General features: G+C 72.4%; 15 protein-coding genes. 3 read left to right on the top strand and 12 right to left on the bottom strand.

The features are described 5' to 3' along the window. Positions 1-15: 15 nt before the first annotated feature. The 3 genes from ACFYV1_RS01420 to ACFYV1_RS01410 all read right to left on the bottom strand — a co-directional run bounded on the left by ACFYV1_RS01420 (position 16) and on the right by ACFYV1_RS01410 (position 3,218). Entirely contained in the window at positions 16-1,500 is a 1,485-nt protein-coding gene (locus tag ACFYV1_RS01420; protein WP_389393286.1) for an MFS transporter, read from the bottom strand. 183 nt (positions 1,501-1,683) lie between these two features. Then, positions 1,684-2,082: a RidA family protein gene (locus ACFYV1_RS01415; RefSeq protein ID WP_389393285.1), complete on the bottom strand. Its 399-nt coding sequence runs from the start codon at positions 2,080-2,082 to the stop codon at positions 1,684-1,686. After that, complete coding sequence (locus tag ACFYV1_RS01410; protein WP_389393284.1) at positions 2,079-3,218, bottom strand: acyl-CoA dehydrogenase family protein; 1,140 nt, start codon at positions 3,216-3,218, stop codon at positions 2,079-2,081. The genes ACFYV1_RS01415 and ACFYV1_RS01410 overlap by 4 nt, the downstream gene beginning before the upstream one ends. A gap of 140 nt (positions 3,219-3,358) precedes the next feature. Here ACFYV1_RS01410 and ACFYV1_RS01405 point away from each other — a divergent pair, with 140 nt between their 5' ends. Together ACFYV1_RS01405 and ACFYV1_RS01400 are read left to right on the top strand one after the other, a co-directional pair. Next, positions 3,359-4,975 carry an AMP-binding protein gene (locus tag ACFYV1_RS01405; RefSeq protein ID WP_389393283.1) on the top strand — a complete coding sequence of 539 codons (1,617 nt, stop codon included), beginning with the start codon at positions 3,359-3,361 and terminating at the stop codon, positions 4,973-4,975. 4 nt (positions 4,976-4,979) lie between these two features. Continuing rightward, the gene (locus tag ACFYV1_RS01400) at positions 4,980-5,792 is read left to right on the top strand and encodes a PaaX family transcriptional regulator C-terminal domain-containing protein (RefSeq protein ID WP_389393282.1); all 813 of its coding nucleotides are present in this window, start codon (positions 4,980-4,982) and stop codon (positions 5,790-5,792) included. Positions 5,793-5,932: 140 nt separating this feature from the next. On the opposite strand, the gene ACFYV1_RS01395 is transcribed toward ACFYV1_RS01400, so the two are convergent. Beyond that, positions 5,933-8,344, bottom strand: coding sequence for a bifunctional salicylyl-CoA 5-hydroxylase/oxidoreductase (locus ACFYV1_RS01395; RefSeq protein ID WP_389393281.1), 2,412 nt, complete (start codon positions 8,342-8,344; stop codon positions 5,933-5,935). A 1-nt stretch (position 8,345) separates the two neighbouring features. Then, positions 8,346-9,173 carry an enoyl-CoA hydratase family protein gene (locus tag ACFYV1_RS01390; RefSeq protein ID WP_389393280.1) on the bottom strand — a complete coding sequence of 276 codons (828 nt, stop codon included), beginning with the start codon at positions 9,171-9,173 and terminating at the stop codon, positions 8,346-8,348. Positions 9,174-9,403: 230 nt separating this feature from the next. Here ACFYV1_RS01390 and ACFYV1_RS01385 point away from each other — a divergent pair, with 230 nt between their 5' ends. Continuing rightward, positions 9,404-9,829: an ATP-binding protein gene (locus ACFYV1_RS01385; RefSeq protein ID WP_389393279.1), complete on the top strand. Its 426-nt coding sequence runs from the start codon at positions 9,404-9,406 to the stop codon at positions 9,827-9,829. A gap of 270 nt (positions 9,830-10,099) precedes the next feature. Here ACFYV1_RS01385 and ACFYV1_RS01380 read toward each other — a convergent pair whose 3' ends face one another. From ACFYV1_RS01380 to ACFYV1_RS01350, 7 genes are all read right to left on the bottom strand, one after another. Beyond that, positions 10,100-11,530, bottom strand: a complete 1,431-nt coding sequence (locus ACFYV1_RS01380; protein ID WP_389393278.1) for an amino acid permease — start codon at positions 11,528-11,530, stop codon at positions 10,100-10,102. Positions 11,531-11,653: 123 nt separating this feature from the next. Next, a complete protein-coding gene (argF, locus tag ACFYV1_RS01375) occupies positions 11,654-12,706 on the bottom strand; it encodes an ornithine carbamoyltransferase (protein WP_389393277.1) in 1,053 nt (350 codons plus the stop codon). A 74-nt stretch (positions 12,707-12,780) separates the two neighbouring features. Further along, positions 12,781-14,013, bottom strand: coding sequence for an arginine deiminase (locus ACFYV1_RS01370; RefSeq protein WP_389393276.1), 1,233 nt, complete (start codon positions 14,011-14,013; stop codon positions 12,781-12,783). A 69-nt stretch (positions 14,014-14,082) separates the two neighbouring features. Continuing rightward, a complete protein-coding gene (locus tag ACFYV1_RS01365) occupies positions 14,083-16,353 on the bottom strand; it encodes a hypothetical protein (RefSeq protein WP_389393275.1) in 2,271 nt (756 codons plus the stop codon). After that, positions 16,350-18,479, bottom strand: a complete 2,130-nt coding sequence (locus ACFYV1_RS01360) for a hypothetical protein (RefSeq protein WP_389393274.1) — start codon at positions 18,477-18,479, stop codon at positions 16,350-16,352. Before ACFYV1_RS01360 ends, ACFYV1_RS01365 begins: the two co-directional genes overlap by 4 nt. Then, on the bottom strand, positions 18,476-21,034 hold the full coding sequence (locus ACFYV1_RS01355; protein ID WP_389393273.1) for a hypothetical protein: 2,559 nt from the start codon (positions 21,032-21,034) through the stop codon (positions 18,476-18,478). The genes ACFYV1_RS01360 and ACFYV1_RS01355 overlap by 4 nt, the downstream gene beginning before the upstream one ends. Continuing rightward, positions 21,028-24,768 (bottom strand): tubulin-like doman-containing protein, encoded by a 3,741-nt coding sequence (locus ACFYV1_RS01350; RefSeq protein WP_389393272.1) that lies wholly within the window; start codon positions 24,766-24,768, stop codon positions 21,028-21,030. Before ACFYV1_RS01350 ends, ACFYV1_RS01355 begins: the two co-directional genes overlap by 7 nt. Positions 24,769-24,790: the final 22 nt, after the last annotated feature.

The following is a 24,790-nucleotide window of genomic DNA, read 5'->3' as shown; positions in this document are numbered from 1 at the left end:
GGTGGCGCGGGCGGATCAGGCGTCGGGGGGCGGGGCGACGCCGCCCTTGAGACGTTCCAGGTCGGAAGGGCGGACCTGGATGGCCAGCAGTGCGATCAGCGCGGCCAGCACGGCGAAGATCGCGGCCATGACGAAGGCGGCGGAGACGCCGGCCGTGAGCACCTGGTCGCCCCAGGGCGGTGGAAGTTCACCGGTGCGCCGGAAGGCGAGCCGTTCGGCCGGGGTGGCCTCCGCCATGAAGCGCGGGATCCGGTCCCGCGCCTCGTTGGTGCTCGCGGTGCCGAAGACCGTGACCAGGATCGACAGACCGAGCGCGCCGCCGACCTGCTGCGTGGCGTTCAGCAGTCCGGACGCCGCACCCGACTCGTGCACCGGGACGTTCGACAGCGCCATCAGCGTCAGGGAGACGAACTGCATGCCCATCCCGAGGCTGAAGACCAGCATCGGTCCCAGAATGCTGCCCGCGTAGGTGGAGTCGATGTCGGTCAGGGTCAGCCACGCCAGTCCGACGGCGGCCAGGACGGCGCCGGCCACCATGAACGGCTTGGGGCCGTACTTCGGCAGCAGCTGGGCGGCCAGGCCCGCGCCGATCGCGATGACCGCGCTGACCGGGAGGAAGGCGAGCCCCGCACCGAGCGGGCCGAAGCCGAGCACGTTCTGGACGAAGAGGGTCAGGAAGAAGAACATGCCGAACATCGCCGCGGCGAGCGCCAGCATCATGCCGTACGTGCCCGCGCGGTTGCGGTCGGCGAACATGTGCAGTGGTGTGATCGGCTGCCGGGAGCGCCGCTCGACCATGAAGAAGGCGCAGAGCAGCACGAGTGCGGCTGCGAACGAGGCCAGGGTGTACGCGTCGCGCCAGCCTTCCTGGGCGGCGCGGATGAATCCGTAGACCAGCGCGGCCATGCCGAGGGTGGAGGTCAGGGCGCCGGTGAGGTCGAACCGGCCGGGGTGGCGCTGCGACTCCTTGATCCAGCGGGGTGCGGCGAAGGCGATGAGCAGACCGATCGGCACATTGACGAACAGCACCCATCGCCAGTCGAGCCACTCGACGAGCATGCCGCCGGCGAGCAGCCCGATGGCGCCACCGCCCGCCGACACGGCCGCGAACACGCCGAAGGCCCGGTTGCGTTCCGGTCCCTCCGTGAACGTGGTGGTGATCAGTGCCAGGGAGGTCGGCGAGGCGATGGCGCCGCCGACACCCTGAAGGGCGCGTGCGGCCAGCAGCTGGCCGGCGTTCTGGGCGAGCCCGCCGAGCAGGGAGGCCAGCACGAAGAGCAGTACGCCGAAGACGAAGACCCGCCGTCTGCCCAGGATGTCGCCGGCCCGCCCGCCGAGCAGCAGCAGGCCGCCGAAGGTGAGGGTGTAGGCATTGACCACCCAGGACAGGGTGGTGGTGGAGAACTCCAGCGAGTTCTGGATGTGCGGCAGTGCGATGTTCACGATGGTGATGTCGAGAACCACCATCAGCTGGCACGAGGCGATGACGAGGAGGGCCATCCCGTTCCCTCCGCCCCGGTCCGGGACGGAGGTCTGCACTGCGGGTTTCGGCTGCGGGGTCGTCATGGCGCATCGTGCCTCGAGGAGGATCCCCTGCACGGGTCGTGGAGGGGGCGGTCCACTGTTCGACGTTAAGCCCGCCGGGTGAGGCGTCACCAGTCGATCAAGCGGTGGCCGACCGGTTCACGGCAGGACCGCCACCCCGTCGATTTCGACCAGGCACTGCTCGTCCCAGAACCGTACGACCCCGATGACCGCCATCGCCGGGTAGTCGCGGCCCGCCAGCCGGCGCCAGATGCGGCCCAGTTCGGCCGCGTGCGCGCGGTAGTCGGCGACGTCGGTGGTGTAGACGGTGACGCGGGCGAGCTCCCGCGGGGTGCCGTCGGCCGCCGCGAGGGCGGCGAGGAGGTTGGTCAGGGCGGTCTCGAACTGCTCGGGAAGCGTCTCGCCGACGACTTTTCCGTCCGTGTCGAGCGCGGTCTGGCCGGCGAGGAAGACCATGCGGGTCCCGGTGGCCGTGACGGCGTGGGAGAAGCCGGTGGGCGGGGAGAGTTCGGCCGGGTTGTGGCGGGACAGGGTCATGCGGGCCCCTCCTCGGGGTGGCGTTCCTCTGAGTAGAGCTCCTTGGCGATGATCGTGCGCTGGACCTCGGTGGCCCCCTCGTAGATGCGCGGGGCACGGACCTCGCGGTAGAGGTGCTCGAGGAGGTGGCCGCGCTGGAGTGCCCGGGCGCCGTGCAGCTGGACGGCCGAGTCGACGACGTACTGGGCGGTCTCCGTGGCCAGCAGCTTGGCCATCGCCGAGCGCTTGGGGACATCGGCGGCCCCCGCGTCGTACGCGGATGCCGCGGCGTAGACGAGCAGCCGGGCGGCTTCCGTGCGGGTGGCCATCTCGGCGATCCGATGGGCCACGGACTGCAGGTCGGCGAGCGGGCCGCCGAACGCCCGGCGGTGGGACGTGTGGGTGAGGGCCGCGTCCAGGGCGGCCTGGGCCATGCCGACGGCGAAGGCGCCGACACTGGGGCGGAATCGGTTGAGGGTGTCCATGGCGACGCGGAAGCCGCGGTCGGGTTCGCCGAGTGTGTCGTCGGCGGTGACCGGTACGTCGTCGAAGGTCAGCGCCCCGATCGGATGCGGGGAGAGCATCTCCAGTGCGCTGCCGGTCAGGCCCCGGCGGTCGGCGGGCACGAGGAACGCGGTGACGCCACGGGCTCCGGCGCCTTCGGTGGTGCGGGCGAAGACGGTGTAGAAGTCGGCCTCCGGGGCGTTGGAGATCCAGCGTTTCTCGCCGCTCAGCCGCCAGCCACGGCCGTCCGGCACCGCCTTGAGTGCGAGAGCCGCCGCGTCGGAACCCGCGTCGGGCTCGCTGAGGGCGAAGGCGGCGACCGCCCGTCCCGCGACGACCTCGGGGAGCCAGCGACGGCGCTGCGCCTCGGTACCCGCCTGGACCAGCGGGGAGGTGCCGAGGCCCTGGAGGGCGAGGGCTGTCTCCGCCTCCGTGCAGCCGTGGGCCAGTGACTCGCGGAGCAGGCACAGTTCGAGCGCGCCCGACGTGAAAAGGCGTTCCAGCAGACCGAGTTCACCGAGGGCCTGGACCAAGGGGCGGTTGACGTGCCCCGGTTCGCCCTTCTCCGCGAGGGGCCGGAGGTGTTCCGCGGCCAGGGTGCGCAGCTCGTCGCACCAGGCGGTCTGTGACGGATCGAGCGAGAATACGGGCATTCGTGCTCCCACTGACGACGGCCTGAGGGCCCGGGGACCGTGCCGGGCGCCCTCGTGAAAGCACGGTATCGCGAACTGTTGACTGTCGTCACCATCACGATACGCTCGTCTGGCGACGCCGACCCGACAGGGGGCGAACCATGGAGCTGACACCCTCGGCCCACAGCGACACCTTCGCGCGCGACCATCTGCCGCCCGCGGAACAGTGGCCGGAACTTCTCTTCGACCTGCCTTCGCTGCGGTACCCGCAGCGGCTGAACTGCGGCGCGGAGCTGCTCGACCGCACGATCGAGCGGCTCGGCGCGGACCGCCCCGTCTTCCGCTCCGGCGGCGGCGAGGTCTGGTCGTACGGTGACCTGCGCGAGCAGGTCGACCGGATCGCGCATGTGCTCACCGCGGAGCTCGGGGTCGTACCGGGCAACCGGGTGCTGCTGCGCGGGCCGACGACCCCGTACCTCGCGGCGTGCTGGCTCGCGGTGATGAAGGCGGGCGCCGTGGCGGTCACGGTACTGGCCCAGCACCGTGCCAAGGAGCTGGCCACGGTGTGCGAGATCGCCGCCGTCTCCCACGCGCTGTGCGACGTACGGAGCGTCGACGACCTGGTCAAGGCGGAGGTGCCGGGTCTGCGGATCACGGCGTTCGGCGGCGACACGCCCGACGATCTGCTGCGGCGGGCGGCGGCGGGGACGGCCCGGCCGTACAAGGCGGTGGCGACGGCGGCCGACGACGTGGCGCTGATCGCCTTCACCTCCGGCACCACCGGCCGTCCCAAGGGGTGCATGCACTTCCACCGGGACGTGCTCGCGATCGCCGACACGTTCTCCGAGCATGTGCTGCGACCGGAGCCCGACGACGTCTTCGCCGGCAGCCCGCCGCTCGGCTTCACCTTCGGGCTCGGCGGCCTGGTCGTGTTCCCGATGCGCGCAGGTGCCTGCGCGCTGCTGCTCGAACAGGCCGGGCCGGGGCAGTTGCTGCCCGCGATCGCCGAGCACCGGGTGTCGGTGCTGTTCACCGCCCCCACCGCTTACCGGGTGATGCTCGACCAGCTCGACGGTCACGACACACGCTCGCTGCGACGCTGCGTCTCCGCCGGTGAGAACCTGCCGGCCGCGACATGGCAGGCATGGCAGGAGCGGACCGGGCTGCGGATCATCAACGGCATCGGCGCGACGGAGCTGCTGCACATCTTCATCTCCGCCGCCGACGAGTCGATCAGACCCGGCACCACCGGCGTCCCCGTACCGGGATGGCAGGCGCGGGTGGTGGACGGCGAGGGGCTGCCGGTGCCCGACGGAGAACCGGGTCTGCTGGCCGTGCGCGGCCCGGTGGGCTGCCGTTACCTGGCCGACCCCCGGCAGGCGGAGTACGTCCGCGGCGGCTGGAACGTCACCGGCGACACGTACGTGCGCGAGAGCGACGGATGGTTCCGCTACGTCGCCCGCGCCGACGACATGATCATCTCGGCCGGGTACAACATCGCCGGGCCCGAGGTCGAGGACGCGCTGCTGCACCATCCGGACGTGGCGGAGGCTGCGGTCGTCGGGCGGTCCGACGACCTGCGGGGCCAGATCGCCGTGGCGTTCGTCGTGCTGCGCGACGGCGCCTCGGGGGGCGACGGGACCGCGGAGGAGCTCAGGGACTTCGTCAAGCAGCGGCTGACACCGTTCAAGTGCCCGCGGGAGATCGTCTTCCTGGACTCCCTGCCGCGTACGCCGACCGGCAAGCTTCAGAGGTTCCGGCTGCGAGCCATAGAGTGATCACGTGGCCGAGCAGCACACTCCGAGATCCCTGATCGTCACCCTGTACGGCGCGTACGGACGCGAACGGCCGGGTTCCCTCGCCGTGGCCGAGCTCATCCGGCTGCTGGGCGCCCTGGGCGTCGACCCGCCGTCGGTGCGCTCGTCGGTCTCCCGGCTGAAACGGCGCGGGCTGCTCGTCCCGGAGCGGACGGCGGAGGGCGCGGCCGGGTACGCCCTGTCCGCCGACGCCCGCCAACTGCTCGACGACGGCGACAGACGCATCTACGCCCCCTCCTGCGCCGACCTGTCCGACGGCTGGGTCATCGCGGTCTTCTCCGTACCGGAGGCCGAGCGGCACAAGCGGCATCTGCTGCGGTCGCGGCTGGTCAGGCTCGGGTTCGGGTCGGCGGCCCCCGGCGTGTGGATCGCGCCCGCCCGGCTGTTCGAGGAGACCCGGCACACGCTGCGGCGGCTCCAGCTGGAGACCTACGTGGACCTGTTCCGCGGGGAGCACCTCGGCTTCGCGGCGACGGCGGAGGCGGTCTCCCGCTGGTGGGACCTGGCGGCCGTCGCCAAGCAGCACGAGGAGTTCCTGGACCTGCACGAACCGGTGCTGCGCTCGTGGGAGGCACGGGAGGACACCCCCGCGGAGGACGCCTACCGGGACTACCTCCCGGCCCTGGACTCGTGGCGGCGGCTGCCGTACGCCGATCCCGGCCTGCCGGGCGAGCTGCTTCCGCAGGGCTGGCCGGGCGGCCGCTCCGCGGAGGTGTTCGGGCGGCTGCACGCGCGGCTGCGGGACGCGGGGGCGCCGTTCGTCACCGGCGGGCCGTGACGGAGCCGGGGCCCGCCGCCGGCGGGCCGCGGCCGTGAACAAGCCGGACCCGGAGCGCCACTGACGGCGGCTGCGGGCGTCGTGGCGCGCGGGGCGTCGTGGCGCGCGGGGCGGCACCCGGCCCGCCTGCCGCCGCCGTCTCAGTTCAGGGTGAGCCTCGGTTTCGGGTCGTCGGTGCGGCCGGTGGGCGGCTTGCGGCTGCCGGCCCGGTACGGCAGGGGCCAGGGCGCGGCGTCGCCCGCGTAGCCCTGGTCGGCCGCCGCGTGGAGCGTCCAGTGCGGGTCGTACAGATGAGGGCGGGCCAGGGCGCAGAGGTCGGCGCGGCCGGCCAGCAGGATCGAGTTGACGTCGTCCCAGGAGGAGATGGCACCGACCGCGATGACCGGGACATGCGCCTCACCCCGGATCCGGTCGGCGTACGGGGTCTGGTACGAGCGCCCGTACTCGGGGCGTTCCTCGGCGACGACCTGGCCGGTGGACACGTCGATGGCGTCGGCGCCGTGGGCGGCGAAGGCACGGGCGACGGCGACGGCGTCCTCCGCCGTCGTGCCGCCGTCGGCCCAGTCGGTGGCCGAGATACGGACCGTCATGGGTCTGTCGTCCGGCCAGATCTCGCGCACGGCGTCGAAGACCTCGAGCGGGAAACGGAGCCGGCCCGCGAGGGAACCCCCGTAGGCGTCCGTGCGTTGATTGGTCAGCGGTGAGAGAAAGCCCGACAGCAGATAGCCGTGCGCGCAGTGGAGTTCGAGCAGGTCGAAGCCGCTGCGGGCGGCGCGTCGGGCGGCGGAGGCGAACTGCTGCCGGATCTCGGCGAGTCCGGTGCGGTCGAGTGCGTGCGGGATCTGGTTGGTCCCCGGGCGGTACGGGATCGGGGAGGCCGCGGACACCGGCCAGTTGCCCTCTTCGAGCGGCTGGTCGATGCCTTCCCACATGAGTCTGGTGGAGCCCTTGCGGCCGGAGTGACCCAGCTGGACGCCGATCGCGGTGCCTGGCGAGCTGTGGTGGACGAAATCGGTGACGCGGCGCCAGGCGGCGGCCTGTTCGGAGGTGTAGAGGCCGGTGCAGCCGGGGGTGATGCGGCCCTCGGGGCTGACGCACACCATCTCGGTCATGACCAGGCCCGCTCCGCCGAGGGCGCGGGCGCCGAGGTGGACGAGATGGAAGTCGCCGGGAATGCCGTCCTCGGCGACGTACATGTCCATGGGTGAGACGACCACGCGGTTGCGCAGCGTCAGTCCGCGCAGCCGGAAGGGGGTGAACATCGGCGGGGTTCCGGGCGGGCAGCCGAAGTCCCGTTCCACCGCCTCTGTGAAGGCGGGGTCGCGCAGCCGCAGGTTGTCGTGGGTGACGCGGCGGCTGCGGGTGAGGAGGTCGAACGCGAACCGGTGGGGCGACTGGTCGGTGCGGAAGGCGAGTTCCTCGAACCAGCGCAGGCTGGCGGCGGCCGCGCGCTGGGTCGACTCGACGACCGGGCGGCGCTCGGCCTCGTAGGCGGCGAGGGCCGCAGGCAGGTCGGGCTGCTCCTCGACGCATGCGGCGAGCGCGAGGGCGTCCTCGACGGCGAGCTTGGTGCCGGAGCCGATGGAGAAGTGAGCGGTGTGCGCGGCGTCGCCGAGGAGCACGATGTTGCCGTGCGACCAGCGGTCGTTGACGACGGTGCGGAAGGCGATCCAGGTCGAGGAGTTGCCGCGCAGCGGGCGGCCTCCGAGAGCCTCGGCGAAGACCTTGGCGCAGCGTTCGGCGGACTGCTGCTCGTCGCAGGCGTCGAGACCGGCGGCGCGCCAGACCTCCTCGCGCATCTCCACGATGACGGTGGAGGCGCCGGACCGGTTCTGCGGCCCGCCGAGGCCCGTCGAGGGGTGGTGGTCGGACGACGGGCGGGCGTAGGGGTAGGCGTGGAGCTGCATCACACCGTGCTCGGTCTCCGCGATCTCGAAGCGGAAGGAGTCGAAGGCGAAGTCGGCGGCGAGCCAGATGTAACGGCAGCGGTGGGTGGTGACGCGGGGCGCGAAGACGTCGGCGTGCGCCTCGCGGGTGGCGCTGTGGACACCGTCCGCGGCGATGACGAGGTCGTGGGCGGCGGCGAGTTCGACGGCGGGCGGGGCCTCGGTGCGGAAACGGATGCGTACGCCGAGGGATTCGCAGCGCTCGTGGAGGATCTCCAGGAGCCGGCGGCGGCCGAGGGCGGCGAAGCCGTGTCCGCCGGAGGTGAGGGTGTGTCCGCGGTGGGTGATGTCGATGTCGTCCCACCGTGCGAACTCCTGCTGGAGGGCGCGGTGGACGACGGGGTCGGCGTGCTCGATCCCGCCGAGGGTCTCGTCGGAGAGGACGACGCCGAAGCCGAAGGTGTCGTCGGGCGCGTTCCGCTCCCAGACGGTGATCTCGCGGGCGGGGTCGAGGCGCTTGAGCAGCGCGGCGGCGTACAGCCCGCCGGGGCCGCCGCCGACGACGGCGACACGCAGCGGGCGCGGGGCGCCGTCGGCGTGTCCGGGCGTGGGGGCGGAGACCGGTCGTCCCCCGGGTGTGCCGGTCGGGGCCGGTGCCGGAGCCATGTCAGCGGCCCTGCCACTTGGGCGGGCGCTTCTCGGTGAAGGCGGCGTGGAACTCCGCGTAGTCCTCGCCGTTCATCAGCAATGCCTGGGTCGCCGCGTCCAGTTCCACCGCCGCGGCGAGCGGCATGTCGAGTTCGGCGGTCAGCAGCGCCTTGGTCTGCGCGTACGCCAGTGCCGGGCCGTCGGCGAGCCGGCGGGCCAGCTCCGCGGCCCGTTCGAGCGCCCCGCCCTCGTCGGTCAGCTCGCTGATCAGGCCGATCCGCTCGGCCTCCGCGGCGCGTACCGCCTCCCCGAGCATGAGCAGCCGGGTCGCGTGGCCGAGACCGACCACGCGGGGGAGCAGATAGGCCGCGCCCATGTCACCGCCGGAGAGCCCCACCTTGGTGAACAGGAAGGCGAAGCGGGCGGAGGGGTCCGCGATCCGGAAGTCCGCCGCCAGCGCGAGGACCGCACCCGCGCCGGCGGCGACTCCGTGCACCGCGGCGATCACGGGGAAGGGGCACTCGCGGATCGCGCGTACGACCTGGCCGGTCATCCGGTTGAAGTCGAGGAGCTGGGCGGTGTCCATGGCGAGGGTCGCGCCGATGATCTCGTCGACGTCTCCCCCGGAGCAGAATCCGCGGCCCTCGCCGCCCAGCACGAGTGCCCGCACCGAGCGCTCCCGCGACAGCTCGGCGAGCAGGTCGCGCAGGTCCGCGTAGGCGCCGAAGGTGAGGGCGTTGAGCTTGTCCGGGCGGGCGAGGGTGACGGTCGCGACACCGTCGTGTCTCGTCAGCCGCAGATGGCGCCAGTCCTGCGTGTGTGGCACGGAACCGGTGAAGGGGCTCATGGAGTGGGGCCTCCTTGGGCGCGGGCGGTCTGCTGCACTGCCTCTGCCTTCGAAGTTATCACTCATTCGTGACTCCCGTCACGAGTACGCGATACGACTGTCCCGACTCCGCGAAAGTCCCGTCCCGGTTGTGGCACAGGTCCCGGCCGGGACGGGCTCCGGTCTCTGGTGGGACGTCCTGTTCTCCGTAGGGTTGAGAACAGGAACTGCCACCGAACGGGAAGACCGCCTTGCCACCAGCCACCGGCCCCGCCTCCTGGCGCGTCGCACTGCCGCACACCACGGCAGCCGTGCCCATCGCCCGCGCACTGGTGCGCGCGGCGCTGGAGGACAGCGACCACCCGGTGTCGGCGGACCGCCACACCGCGGAGCTGCTCACGGCCGAGCTGGTCGCCAACGCGGTGGAGCACACACCCGGCGAGACACCCATAGAGCTCGTGGTGGAGCTGCTGCCGACGGGCTGCCAGGTCGAGGTGCACGACGCCGATCCGGCGCCGCCCCGCGGCCTCTCGCCGAACGCCCCGATGCCGCAGCCGGACCCCTGGCAGGAGCACGGCCGCGGTCTGCTGCTGATCCGGACGCTGAGCGCGGCCTGCGGCCACCGGCCCACGGCGCGCGGCAAGGCGGTCTGGTTCAGCCTCCCGGCAGAGGCCTGACGAGGGCAGCGCCCCGGGCTGCCCCTGGGCCCGCACCAGGGCCCGCGCCAAGGCCCGCACCGGACAACAACGCCGGCGGCGCCACGATCGGCCCGTCGATCGACGCGGGACCGGTCGACGGGCTGCCGCAGCGCCTCGCGCCGGTCGTGCCCGTCGTGCCCGTCGTGCCCGTCGTGCCCGTCGTGCCGGGACGCCCCCGTTCTCCGGTGGAGCGCCGCGCACCGCGACGTCACGTCGCGGTCCCTGCGCCGTTACGTCACCGGATCCGGATCAGGCGTCGACGAGCGGCTCGCTGTTGTCGCGCGCAGAGGGCCCACCGGCGGCGAGGCGGGAGTGGCGACGGCCGTAGACGGCGTACACGACGGCTCCGGCCAGCAGGAACACCGCGAACTGCACCCAGGTCGCCCGGCCCGTGCCCCAGATCAGGTAGAGACAGCAGACGACGCCGAGGACCGGGGTGAGCGGGTACAGCGGCACGCGGAACTTCTTCTCGGTGTCCGGGTGGCGCAGACGCAGCGCGATCACGGCCACGTTGACCACTGCCATGACGGCGAGCGTGCCGATGGTCGTCAGGTTCATCACCACGTCGAGCGGCACGACGGCGGCCGGGACCGCGAACGTGGCCGCGACGATCCAGGTGCCCGCGACCGGCGTGGACGTCTTCGGCGAGACACGTTCGAAAACACGCGGGATGAGGCCGTCGCGGGACATGGCCAGCAGGATCCGGGTCTGGCCGTACATCACGGCCAGTACGACGGAGGCGATGGCGACCACCGCACCGAAGGCGATGACCCCGCCGCCGACGGTGGAACCGGTGACGTCGTTCACGATCATCGACAGTGCGGCGGGCCTGTCGGCGACGTCGTCCGCGGACATCGCGCCGATGGCGGCGAGGGCGACGGCGCAGTAGAGCAGCGTGACGACGCCGATGCAGATCATGATCGCCAGCGGAATGTTCCGCCTGGGGTTCTTGACCTCCTCACCCGCCGTGGTGATCGCGTCGAAGCCGATGTACGAGAAGAAGGCGAGCGACGCCCCCGACGTGATGCCCGCCAGGTGGTGCGGCGAGAACGGCGAGAGGTTGTCCGAGGTGTACGCGGTGAACGCGATCGCGCAGAAGAGCAGCAGGATCGCGATCTTGACCACGGCCATCACGGCGGTGGCGCGGGCGCTCTCGCGGATGCCGCGGACCAGGAGAGTCGCGGCAAGGGCCATCACGACGACGGCGGGGACGTTGACGATGCCGCCCTCGCCGGGAGGGTTCGACAGCGCCGCGGGCAGTGAGAGCCCGGTGACGCTGTTCAGCAGCTCGTCGAGGTACTGCCCCCAGCCGACGGCGACCGCGGAGGCGGAGACGCCGTACTCGAGCAGCAGGCACCAGCCGACCAGGAAGGCGATCCGCTCGCCGAGCGTGGCGTAGGCGAACGAGTAGGAGCTGCCGGAGACCGGGATGGCGCTGCCCAGCTCCGCGAAGGAGAACGCGGTGAACACGCAGGTGATCGCCGCGAGTACGAACGACACGACGACGGCCGGTCCCGCCGCGGCGACCGAGTCGGACAGGCCCACGAAGATGCCTGTTCCTACGATGGCGCCGACGCCGAAGCACACGAGCTGGAAGAGCCCCATGGTGCGCTTGAGGCCGTGGCCCTCGAGGTCCGCGCCGGATTCGGCGACGAGTTGGGCTGGGCTCTTGATGCGCATGGGGCCGTTCTCTTCTGCGGTGGTACGGAAAACGCGGGTGGGGTCCGGGCGTGCGAGCCCGGACCCCACTGGCGGCGGACATCGTAGCCCGCTTTACGTATGATCACCCAATTTGACGCATCGCTATACGGGAGTGCCGACCGCAGAGCCGTCCGCGCCCGCCGAGCCGTCCGCCGCTCCCGCGAGCGTGGCCACCAGGACGGCTTTGATGGTGTGCATACGATTCTCCGCCTCGTCGAAGACCACGGAGTGCTCCGACTCGAAGACCTCGTCGGTGACCTCCAGCTCCGTCAGACCGTGGCGCTCATGGATCTCCATGGCGACCTTGGTCCCCAGGTCGTGGAACGCGGGCAGGCAGTGCAGGAACTTGACGCCCGCGTTGCCGGTCGCGCGCAGCACGTCCATGGTCACGGCGTACGGCGCGAGGGCCTTGATCCGCTCGTCCCAGACCTCCTTGGGCTCCCCCATCGACACCCAGACATCGGTGGCGACGAAGTCGGCGCCCCGCACACCCTCCGCGATGTCCTCGGTGAGCGTGATCGTGGCGCCGCTCGCGCCCGCGACCTGGTGCGCCCGGGCGACGATCTCCTCAGCGGGCCAGAAGGCCCGGGGTGCGACGATCCGCACGTCCATGCCCAGCAGAGCGCCCGTGATCAGGTAGGAGTTGCCCATGTTGAGACGGGCGTCACCGAGGTAGGCGAAGGAGATCCGGTCCAGGGGCTTGTCGCTGTGCTCGGTCATGGTGAGCACGTCGGCGAGCATCTGGGTGGGGTGCCAGACATCGGTGAGCCCGTTGTAGACGGGCACACCGGCGTGAGCGGCCAGTTCCTCGACGGTGCCCTGGCCGTCCCCGCGGAACTCGATCGCGTCGAACATCCGGCCGAGGACCCGGGCGGTGTCCTTGGCGGACTCCTTGATGCCGATGTGCGAGCCGGCCGGGTCGATATAGGTCGTCGAGGCCCCCTGATCGGCGGCCGCCACCTCGAAGGAGCAGCGCGTACGCGTGGAGGGCTTCTCGAAGATCAACGCGATGTTGCGGCCGCGCAGCCGCTGGACCTCCGCACCCGCACGCTTGGCCGCCTTCAGCTCGGCGGCCAGGTCGATCAGGCCGCGGAACTCCTCGGCGGTGAAGTCGAGCTCCTTGAGGAAGTGGCGGCCTTCGAGATGTATCGCCATGGTGGCTGCTCCTGCGTGGCGGATGCGATGACACTGGAACTCTATACGATCCAATGCATCTCTATACAGCGTCTCTATGCAGCGTCCCGCTCAATGGGACAGCTCATACAGCGCGGACCCCCGCGTCCCCTGCCCAGTTCGCTGCCCGGGATCTCGATCACCTCGATGCCCTGCTTGCGCAGATGGGTGTTGGTCGTGACGTTGCGCTCGTAGGCGACGACGACGCCGGGCTCCACCGCCAGGACGTTGCAGCCGTCGTCCCACTGCTCGCGCTCCGCCGAGTGCACGTCCTGCGTCGCCGTCAGCACCCGGATGTCCCGCAGCCCGAGCGCCGCGGCGATCGCGTCGTGCATCTGCTCCGGCGGATGGTCGCTGACCTTCAGTCCGCCGCCGCCCTGGGCGGGCTCGATGGTGTACGAGCGGAGCATGCCGAGGCCCGCGTACTGGGTGAACGTGTCCGAGTCGACCATCGTCATCACGGTGTCCAAATGCATGAGGGCCCGGCGCTTGGGCATGTCGAGGGCCACGATCGTCCGGGCGGAACCGGCCGCGAACAGACCGCGGGCCAGCATCTCCACCGCCTGCGGTGTGGTGCGCTCACTCATCCCGATCAGCACGGCGCCGTTGCCGATCACCAGGACGTCACCGCCCTCGATGGTCGACGGGTAGTCGTCCTGCCCCTCCGACCAGTGGTGGAAGGGCCCCGCCTCCGGACCCGTGAAGAGCGGGTGGTGCCGGTAGATCGCCTCGAAGTGGACGGTCTCACGTCTGCGGGCCGGCCAGCGCATCGCGTTGATGGAGACACCGTCGTAGATCCAGGCCGAGGTGTCCCGGGTGAACAGGTGGTTGGGCAGCGGATGGAGCAGGAAGTCGTCCAGGTCCATGACGTGGAAGCGCACCGACGTCGGCTCCGGATGGCCCGCGAGGAACTCCCGTTTGGTCATCCCGCCGACGAGCGCCTCGACGAGTTCGGCGGTGGGCAGTTCGTCGAACGCGACCCGCAGATGGTCGGTGGCGAGCGGACCGTACTCCTTTTCGTCGAAGACCCGGTCCAGGACGAGCTTTCTGGCCTCGGGGACGTCCAGCGACTCGCGGAGCAGGTCGCCGAAGAGGTGCACCTCCACTCCCCTGTCGCGCAGCACGTCCGCGAACCCGTCGTGCTCCTGCCGGGCCCGGCGCACCCAGAGCACGTCGTCGAAGAGCAGTGCGTCCTTGTTGCTCGGAGTGAGCCGCTTCAGCTCCAGATCAGGACGGTGGAGTATGACCCGGCGCAGCCGCCCGGTCTCGGAGTCGACATGGAATCCCATGCCCCCATCCTGGCCGTGCGGACCGCCGGGCACACGCCGTACGCGGTTGTTGGACAGCGCGCGTCGCCTTCAGGACACCATGATGATCACGACGAGCATGATCACGGCCAGGACGCCGAAGCCTCCCACGACGACGACGAAGGCCCGGCCGTCCCCGGAGGCCTGGTCCTGGGCACGGCCTGTGCCAGGCGGCTTCCGCCGGTCGCGCGATGCGCGCGCCGGTTCGTCCGGGGGGTAGTGGGTACGTGTCCGCGGCTGCGCCCCGGTGTCGCGCGCGGGGCCCGAGCCGTGGCCGGGGTGCCCGCCGGGGCCCGGCGCGGGCCGTGGTTCGGGAGGCCGGTGGGCGTGGCCGCGAGGGTAGTGCGGCTGCGGGTCGTGGAGCCGGGGAGCGGGCGGTGGGGCGTCGTTGGGCCGGGAGGCGGGCGGACGGTGCGTCTGGTCCGCGGGCAGGAGCGGCTGCGGTTGTGCCGGCGGCGGTCCGGAGGGTGGGCCCGAGTGTGCTGCGGGCCCCGCGAGCAGCTTCTGCCACACCTGGAACGTGATCCCCGGATCGTCGGCGCCCGTCAGTATCTGCTCGGCCGCACCTCGCCCGACGCGATCGGTCCCGTGGAGCAGCCGGGGCAGCAGCTTCCTCAGCTCCCTGTCGACGTGCGGCTCCGCCGCGAAGGGGCGCACCGCCCACCGGTACAGCACCGCCGCGTTCGCGGCGCGGACCGCGTCGTCGGGGCCGGCGGCGGCCGCTGAAACGTGGCGCGACAGAAAGAGGTTCGCGCGTACGACGGACTCGCACAGGCTCCGGCGGTCGTCGGCCGTCCAGTCCTGCCAGCGTTCCGCGATCCGGTGCACCACCAGGGTCAGCACGCTGTACGACGGGTCGCTCGACAGCACCAGGAGCAGATGGTCGTTGGCGGCGTCCCGGATCACACGGGCCCGCTCCCCCTCGCTGCGGCAGCTCCGCAGTTCCGCCAGCAACTGGTCGCCCCCTCGCGCAGCGGATCTGCGGCCGAGGACCGGGAGCCGGCGGGGCTGTCTGTTCGGCTCCGGCCAGGTGGGCCGCACCACCGGAAGCGCTTCGGAAACGACGGGGACGGCCATGGCCGGCAGCGCCGTGGGAGGCGCGGCCACGTCGGCGCGGGCCTGCGTCGCCGGCACCGGATCGAACGAGGAGGGGGTGAACAAGGACGAGGACGAGGAGGAGGAGGGGGCGGGGGCGGGGGCGGGGGCGGGGGTGGAGGCAGGCGGGCGGGCGGAGACTTCCTGCGGCGTTCCCTCCGCGAGGGGCCGTCGGGGCTCCGGCCACTCCTGCTCGACCCGTCCGGACTCCGGCCACTCCTGCTCGACCCGTCGGGACTCGGGCCGATCCCGTGCGGGCCGTTCCCGTTCGGGCGGCGGGACAGGACGTGTTCGCCGTTCGCGTGCCGCGCGGCGGTCGAGGGACGCCAGCGCGTCCTGCGCGGCGAGCAACAGCGTCCGGCTGTCTCTGACGGCACCCGTACCGCGCAGCGCGGCACGCAGGGCGTCGGCCAGCTCGAACTCGTGCGCGTCGCCGCGCTCCACGGCACCCAGATAGCCGCTCACCAACCGCTCGGCCACCTCACGGGGCAGGTCGTCGGGCGGCTCCCACGGGTCGGTACGGACCCGCGGCCCGTCCTGGTCCGGCGAACTGGACCAGCGGCTCACGAACATGAATCCCAGTTGACGGCTCTCCGCGGTGTCGTGCGTCGCGAAGGTCCACTCCCGTGGCAGGACCCCGCTGAAGATCCCGTGCAGGGCCCACAGCAGTCGGCACGGCCCGTCGTCCCCCATGCGGTCGAGCACGGTGTAGAGCCCGTCGGGGTTCCGCAGCACCTCTGCGGCAACCGCGGTCAGTTCGGGCTCCGCCTGGCGCAGTCCTCCGGCCAGCCGCCGCCCGCCCGCGAGGGCGGACTCCCCGAGCGCCGCGAGCGGGACCGGTTCGAGCGGTCCGCGCACCTCGCCGAGCGGGATCCCGCTGCCCTCCCAGTCCCAGGCGTGCAGCCCGAGGCAGGTCTCGGGGTCGAGGCCGTCCCTGGGACCGTACAGGGCGTGGCACAGGGTGTCCTGGCGTCCTCCGACGCCACGCCCCGGCCTGCGGTGCACCAGCATCGCCGTCGGTGATTCGTCGCTCACCAGACGGACGAGCGCGGGCGACGTGTCCCGGCCCGCCGACCTCAGCAGATGGGAGATCGGCCTGAACAGCCGGGCCACCTGGCTTCGTTCGCCGGACCAGGCGACCGGGCCGAAACCCGTGTTGCCGAGTGGGTTGGCCCCGTCCCAGCGGAAGACGATCTGGTCCACCGTCCCGGCCTGACGCGTGGTCATACGCCTGTCTCCCTCAACTCGTTCCCGGGCAGCAGCCCGCACATCGCGAACACGGAAAGCAGCGGGGCCAGGACCCGGCGCGGCCGCACGCCGTGCGGGAATGTCTCGCCCTGCTCCTGGCCGCCGGTCGCGGCCACGAAGTGCAGCGTGCAGCGTGCGCAGTCGTCGAACGGCTTCAGCCAGGCCTGGCTGCCGTGGTGGCGCACGAAGGCGTGGACGTCGCGGCTCTCCTCGCGCAGCACCTTGTCGTCCAGGGCGGTCGGCAGAGCGCGTGCCAGCCACCGGTCGACCGAGGGGTCGAAACGCACCAGGTCGCTCTTGTTCAGCGCCACGGCGGCGGGGGCGTCGATGTACGGGCCGGTGCGCGGGATCCTGCCGAGCACGGTGGAGAAGGCCTCGTCGCCGAGGTCCTGCCGGTTCAGTCCGGTGCGCTCGCGCACCGGTTCCAGCTGCGGCAGCCTCAGCGCCCGCAGCGGATCGAGGACGAAGATGAACGCGCCCACGCCCATGAGGAACCGTGTCACGTCACTGTTCTGCGCGAGGTCCTCACCGGCCAGGTCGAAGAAGACCACCGGTCGCGTCCCGCCGTGCCCGGAGACCAGCAGCCCGTCGGCGAACTCGGCGAACCGCACCTGGCCGGTCCGCCGCAGGACCTCTCCCCGGTGCAGCGGATGAACCATCTCGGCGAGGTACTCCCGGTGCTCCTCCGGGTTCAGCGGACGGCACTTGAGCCCGTACGGCTCGAGTCCACCCTGCTCGATCTCGCCGAGCATCGCGGCCAGCAGATGGGTCTTGCCGGCTGCGGAGCTGCCCACCATGGCGACGGTGAGCGGCTCGCCGCTCGTGAGGTAGGGGACGGGCAGCCGGTGAGGCTGGTTCTCGTCCGCGTGGGGGCACATCTGGAACGCCTGGCGCAGTGCGTCCTGACGGTGCATCGGGCGGCGCTCCGTGCTCAGGTCCAGTCTCCTGGGCTCCCTCCTGCTGTCGAGGGTGAACAGCTGCGTCTCGTCGTAGTCCACCGGCAGCAGGCAGTGCGGGCACAGCGGAGGCGTCGCCGGCGGCGGTGCGGCCGCGGGGACCTCCGGCCGGGTCACGGCAGCCCGGCCACCGCCACCGCCTCCGCCCAGCAGTCGGCGCAGCGAGAGGCGGGGCACGGCCGCCGCCGGCTCCTCGAACTCCTCCTCGTCCTCGTCCTCTCCCTCGTCGAGTCCGAGACGGGCACGCTTCTCCGCCAGCCTCTCGTCGAACTCGGCGCGCGCCCGGCCCAGCGGATCCGGCGCCGAGGAGACCGCTGTGAGCGGATCGCTCACGTTCAGCAGACGCATCAGCTCGGCAGGGCCCGCCCGCGTCCCGGCCGTGGGTCCGAACACGCCGCCCTCGGCCAGCGCGGCGAGCCTGCGGAACCCGCCGAGGTCGTCCGGTGCCCTGTCCGCATGCCCGGGGCGTCCGGACAGCAGGAAGTACATGAGCTGCGCCACCGACCACAGGTCGTCGCGCGGATCGGCGGTCCCGGTACCGTCGCGCTGCTCGGGCGCGGCCCAGGGGGGCTCGCCGAACGCCTCGCGCGGCTCACCGGCACGCTGGGTGCGGTACGGCTCGCACAGCCGTACGTGGGAACCGTCCCAGCGGACCGTGTACGGGGTGATGGCCCGGTGGACCAGCCCCACGTCCTCCAGCAGGCGGACGGCGAGCGTGAGCTGGCTGAGCACCTTGAACTGCTCCGCCACGGCCAGCGCGCCCTGCCAGGCGGCGATGGGCCGGCCCGTCGGCGCCTTGTAGAGGACGAACGGCTCGGGCGCGTCGAGGTGGAAGCCGACCAGGCGGGTGAAGAGTTCGCAGTAGGACTCGGAACCGTGCCGGCGCTCCACCGCGACCGCCGCGCTCACCTCACGTTCGAGGGTGCTGTAGGCACCGGCGCCGTCGCGCGCGGAGCGCGGCAGACGGTACTGGATCGCCCGCCCGCCTCTGCCGAGCACCACCTGACGGGCGAGGAACGGAGCCCACTCGGGCCGGTGGACGTCGTCGGCGAATCTGGCGGCGAAACGGACCGGGTCCTGCTTGTGGGTGAAGAACTCCAGCTCCTCCGTGTGCTCCACCGGTGCCCCCGCATTGTCCGACAGGGTCATGGCGCCCCGCCTTCCTCTCCCCTGACCGACCTGACCGTCTCCGGACGCATCGGCACCAGTTTCACGACGCCCGCATGCCGTCCGCCCGCCGTCCAGATGACGTCCTCCGCGGCGGCGGGCCACGCGTCCTGGCCGCTCTCCGGCTCCGCGCCCCTTCGCATGGCCTCGGGCGCGAACCGGAACAGGCGTGCCGCGTGCGGGTCCTTGGAGAGCAGCCGCCGGTGCTCGGCGCCGCAGAGCAGGACCGGGTCCTCGTCGCCTCCGTCTCCCAGCAGGCGGCCCACACGGTCGGACGAGACGCCCAGCAGACTGGCGATGCCGGGCCGGTTCGCGGGATCGGCGGCGTACGGCGGCGGAGCGGCGGCCCCGTCCCTGATGAGCCGCCGGTGCTCCTCGTCGAGGAGTTCGTCCATCCGGGGACGCAGCGGCACCCGGCCCGCGGTCGCCGGTTCGCGCTCCACGGCGGCCCAGCGGGTGGCGAGGATGTGCACGGCTCCGCCGGCCAGGTCGGCGACCAGTGTCTCGACCAGTTCGGGTCCTCCGTCGCCGGTCTCCCGCTGGAGCCAGGGCGGGCCGTCGCCGTCGCCGGACGGCCAGAGGTCCCGCAGCGCGTGCGGCCTGCCGTCGGCAGGCGGGGCCGAGTGGTCCGGTGCGCCCGCCGGTTCGGGCCACGGCGCGGCGTGCGACGCACGGCCGGCTCCGAGGTCCGGGCCGTGGCCGGACGCGGCATCGGCCACGAGAGGCTCTGACCAGTCGTCGGACCAGCCGTCGTCGGCGCCGTCGCCCCAACTGTCCCAGTCGAAGGAACCCGTCGCGTCGGCGGCCGGAGCGTCCGGTTCTTCCGCCGGCAGCGGCCGGCCGGCGCCCCGGCCGCCGTCCATCCTGTCCTCGACGGTCTCTGCCAGGCCGCGCACCAGCAGCGCGACGGCGCGTGCCGCGTCGGAGCAGTGGTAGCGGGCGTCGGCGAGCAACCAGTCGTGCACGACCGTGTCGGCCAGCAGTTCGTCGACGTCCGCCACCGCGCGGGAGGCGAACGTCCAGTCGGTCCGCGACCACCAGTCGTCCACCGCCGCCGTCCAGTCCCGCACCGCCAGCAGCACCAGAGCGGTCAGCGCGGCGAGCAGCGCGACGGCGCCCGCCCAGGGCGGCAGGGACAGCGCCGAACCGCCGGCGGCACCCAGCGCGCCACCGGCCACGCCGGCACCGAGTCGGGTGAGCGCCCGGGTGTCGCCGCCTCCGTCGAGGCCGCCGTCTCGCGTACGGCTGGGCCGGCGCCGCAGCATCAGCCCGGCGAGACCCGCGGCCGCCAGCGCGGTGAGCGGGCCGGTGCCCCAGCCGTACACCGGCCACAGTCCGGCGACGGCACAGATCAGGAACGCGAGTCCGGCGTCGAGGAACCACGGGCCCCGAGTCGTGAACACGGGCGGCCGGCAGAGCGCGGCCACCCGCTCGGGCGGACAGGCTTCGTCGAGCCGCCGCAGACCGGCGGTACTGCCCGCAGGCGCCGACCCGTCGGAGATCGCGTTGAGCTGTGCCGCGACCGACCGCAGCGGCAGCCGGTTCCGCAGCAGGCGCTCGGTGTGCTCGCGCAGCGCCGGGCCGACGCTCGCACGCGTCACCTCGGGCACCTCGACGAGTTCGATGCCACGCTCCAGCAGCCTGCTGCGCTGCTCCGGCCGGATCCGGTCGCCACCGCCGTCACCGAGCGCGCCCGCGACCTCTGCGCGATACGCCGCGAGCGCGTCGGAGAGGCGCTCGAACCGGGCCGGCAGGTCGGCCTCCTTGCCCGCCCTGCCGAACAGGCCCGCGGCGCCGCGCGCACCCTCGTATGCCGCCCTGGTGTCGTCCAGGGCGTCCAGGCACTCCTCGTGCCGGGCATCCAACTGTCCGCCGGGCGTCAGCCACGGCCGGTCGGCGAGGCTGCGCGGCACCGACCGGCCGAGCAGGAGGGCGAGTCCCGGTGTGAGACGGTCGGGACGGCCCGCCCCGGCGCCCGGTCCGCCCTCACCGCCGGGCGGCGGCACGGTGGCGAGCACTTCCTGGCCGGCGAGATGGTCCAGCGCCTGCCGCCAGGCCCGCGAACGCGCGTCGTCGGTCAGGTCGTGTTCGAGCACGTGGACGGCGGGCACGGCGACGCCCTGCGGCACGTCCGCCAGGTCCCGCAGCACCGCGTCGAACACCTCGGGTTCCCGGAGGAGTTCGACAAGCGGACGCAGCGACGTCTCGAACCCCTCGGCGCCCGGTGGAGCGCCGGCGAGCGTGTCCGGCACCCACAGCACACCGGCCTCCGGCGGACCGAGCGGCAGCGGCCTGCGGAGCTGCCGCTGCTCAGGGGCACCCACCGCGAGGCACACCAGCCGGGCCGGTCCGTACGAGTACAGCCGTTCGTGGAGCAGTTGATGGCCGACGAGGTCGGCCGCGCCGTCGATGACGAGGAACCGCCGGACGCGGTCCTGCTCCGTCGCCTTGAGCGCCTCCTCCACCGACTCCGACGCCCTGTGGCGCAGGTCCACGAGGACGACATGGGCAGAGCCGCTCCGTGCCTGGTTCACCATCGGTCGCCGTCCTGGTCCCGGCCGGGCTGTCCCCAGTCACCCTCGTCCCAGGGGTCGTCGCCGCGGGGCGGCTCGGGGTGGGGGTCGTCGTGGCGGGGCGGCTCGGGGTGGGCCACGGCGTCGTCCCGGTCATGGGCGGGCGGCGCGGGCTCGGAGTCGTACGTGTCACGGTCGCGGTCCCAGTCCCGGTCACGACGGGGCGGGGGCTCGGAGTCGTGCACGTCGCGGTCGCGACGGGGCGGGGGCTCGGAGTCGTGCACGTCGCGGTCGCGACGGGGCGGGGGCTCGGCGCCGCGCACGTCGCGGTCACGATCCCAGTCCCGGTCCCGGTCCCGGTCCCGGTCACGACGAGGCGCGGGCTCGGAGTCGTACACCTCACGATCCCGGTCACGACGAGGCGCGGGCTCGGCGCCGCGCACATCGCGGTCACGATCCCAGTCCCAGTCCCGATCCCGGTCCCGGTCCCGGTCACGACGAGGCGCGGGCTCGGAGTCGTACGGGGCGCGACCGGGTTCCTCGGACCGGGGCCGTGCGTACTCCCGCTCGTGCCGGGGGCCCGGGTCGTGCTCCGGACGTGGCGGAGGGACCGGGCCGCTCCGGCGGCGCAGGGCGCCGCCCTGGGAGTAACGCTGGTCGAGCGCCCGCAGGTTGGGGCGGGTGGGTTTGGTCGCGCCGGGGAAACGCAGTTCCATCGCCGCGGGGAAGGTCTGCTCCCAGAAGGCGCGCAGCGGGACCAGCCACTCCTCGTCCTCCGCGCCGAACTGCCCGGTCAGCTCCTTGATCAGCGCGAGCTGGCGGGGCGCCACCTCGTGGACCAGTCGCTGGAAGAGCGGCGACGGCGTCTCCGGGGTGTGGGCGAGACCGTTCGGCTGTGCGCTCATCAGCCGCTCGCACACCTCCTCGACGATCCGGCCCTCGTCGAGCAGCGCCCACTCCTCGTAGGCCCGCAGCAGACCAGCCCAGCTGGAGACGTTGTCGTCGAAGGCCTCGAGGCGCAGCGTCATGGTGGCCGCGCCGCCCTCCTGGAGGCGGATGCGGATCTGCTCGGGCGAGTCGGGTGGCCCCTTGACGTCGACCAGGCCGTTCCACACCGCGCACAGGATGCGGTGCAGGATCCTGCACCGGTCCTCCTCCGTACTGGCCAGCCAGTCGTCCCGGTAGCCGAGGCGCTGACGCCAGTGCAGGAAGTCGTCCGCGCCCGCGGCGTTGCGCGCCTCCGCCCAGAGGCGAAGTACGTGCCGCACCTCGGAGACGTCGGTGAGGCTCATGCCGCTGCGGAACAGCACGACCGTGATCGACTCCGTGTCGACGGCCCTGAACTCGGGCACCGTCCCGTAAGGAAGGCGCAGTTCACGCCTCAGGAAGGACGCCGCGCCCGTTCCCGCCTCGCTCTGCGGATGGACGATGAGCACCTTCAGCGGGCCGCTGCCGTCCGGCTCGAAACCGACCGGGAGCAGACCGACGAGCTGGGAGCGGAACTGCTCCAGCCATCGGGCGTCCACCTTCGCGGCGGCGTCCTCGTCACCGGCCGCGGCCTGCAGCAGTACGCCCAGGGAAGGCAGCAACGGACGGTCGCCGAGCACGCTCGACTCCACGAACAGGCCCTTGACGCGCCGTTCGATGACCTGCTTGATCTCCTTGACCCCCGCCTGCGGCGAGCGACGCACCGACTCGAGGGCCCGCATCCAGTCGTCCGGCCGGATCAGTTTGGCCACCAGGCGGGCGGCGCCCGGGTTCTCCGGCAGGTCCTCGTGCTGGTAGAGCCTGCGGATCACGTCGTCGTAGAACGCGGCGAGGGTGTTCTGCGGGGGAAGCAGGTACAGCACACCCTTGCGGTCCTTGCGGTAGAGCTCCTTGCGCCGCTCCGCGAAGAACTTGCGCTCGTCCTCCTCATGACCGCGCAGCGCCTTGACCAGTTCGCCGATCTCCTTGGTGGTGCGCAGCAGCGGCGGCCGCCAGCGCGACTCCTGGTCCTTCCAGCCGCGGTGCCACTTCTGCCGGGCCCGCCACTCGTACCAGGCGTCCTGCTCGTCGAGGGCGATCTGCACGTCGGGGTCGCCCCAGCGGGCCGGTACCAGCCCGCCGACCGCACGCTTGATCAGCGGAATCTGCGGCGGGTGGATGTCCACGCCCTCTGCGCGCTCCGGGTCGTTCCTGCGGTTGTCGAGCATGCCGATGAACCCGGCCTCCGCCACCCGCTGCGGATGACCCGGCAGTCCGGTGAGCAGCTTCTCCAGCTTGAACGGGTCGATGGCGCCCAGCAGTTCGCGGGCGCCGGGCCCCGGTCGGAACTCCTCGACCAGCCGTGGGATCTCCGCGTCGAGTTCGCGCTGGAGCCGGCTCAGCGCGTCGTCCATGTCGCCGAGCCGGTTCCGCAGTGCCTGCATGATGGCTTTGGTGCCCTTGGGCAGCGGGTCGGGTGGCACCACGACCGGTGCCTCCCGCGTCCACAGCCGGCCGACGGCGGAGCGGTCGAACATGTCGCGGACCCGGTCGGTGCCGTCGTCGGCCGGCTTGCGCGCCTCCTCGTCCATGGCCCGCACGGCCTGCGCCAGCAGCCGGCCCGCCACTATCTCGGCGAGATCGTCGACCGGGACGGTGAGCGAGGCGGCCAGGCTGGTCGACATGGAACGGTGGCCGATGCCCGACCTGGACGGCTTGGAACGCTCCACGCTCTTGTTGACGAAACTCGCCGCGAACGACTGGTAGTCGCCCTCGGTACGGCCCTGGCCGTTGTCGTCGCCGAGTTCCGTGCCGATGAGGGACATCACCATCGCGGTGATGGAGCGGCGCAGGTCCTCCGGCTCGATGCCCGCGGTGCGGCTGAACAGGAACGCGGTCTGCACCGTCGACGGGCGCAGCGCGACCGTGCCCTCGCCCGGATAGCGCACGCCGAGCGAGCCGTGCTCCTCCACGTCGCCGAAGTCGGACCTGGCGCTGGGCACGTTCTGGTCGTCGACCAGGCGGGACAGGTCCACCAGGGCGCGGGACGAGTTCAGCTCCGCCTCGCGCCCGCCGCCGGCCTCCGGCGGGAACGCCGAGGGCATGACGACCAGCGGATAGATCTTCACGCCCTTGACCTTGGACCTGCGGAACTCATGGCCGATGAGGTGGATGAAGTCGTAGAAGATGCCGGCTCCCGTGCCGCCGGCCACGGAGAACGCCACGAACACGTCACAGCCGCGGATCTGCCCGCCGCCCATCTCCCGCAGGTCGCCCTGCGCGGCGCTGATCGCGCCGATCGCCTCGCGCAACTGCCGCAGCACCGGCTCGAGTCCGCTGCGCAGTGTCGCGAACAGCGCTGCCCTGCCGACCGTGGGCAGCTGGCCCGCGCCGGTGTGCAGGGGGGCGACCCTGGGCTGCCGTTCCTGCGGTGGCAGCCAGTCGTGGGTCTCGTCGTGCAGTGCGACCCGCAGCATCCGGGCGACCTCGGGCGAGCTGTCGTAGTCGGTGGGGAGCAGGTCGTGGATGATCCGCGAGGTGCGGGCGTGGGCGGCGGTCTCACCCGCTTTGAGGCCGGCGGGCTGCAGCCGGTCGAGTTCCGCCTCGCTGAAGTCCGCGTAGACGAACTGCAGGCAGTCCGGCAACTGGAAGGGCAGCCGACGGCCGTCGGTGACCAGCTTGTTGCCGTCGGGGCCGCACAGCTCCCGGCGCAGTCCGCGCTCCAGGTCCGCGCCGATCCGGGCGCCCGTGCCGCCCAGACCGACGTAGAGCATGGGCTGGTAGATCTTCATGTCTTCTCTCCTTGCGCCGTCG

The organism is Streptomyces sp. NPDC003023, from assembly GCF_042888225.1.
Lineage (GTDB): Bacteria > Actinomycetota > Actinomycetes > Streptomycetales > Streptomycetaceae > Streptomyces.
The sequence above is the reverse complement of the archived record's forward strand: the minus strand, read 5'-3'. Positions and strand labels throughout refer to the sequence as shown.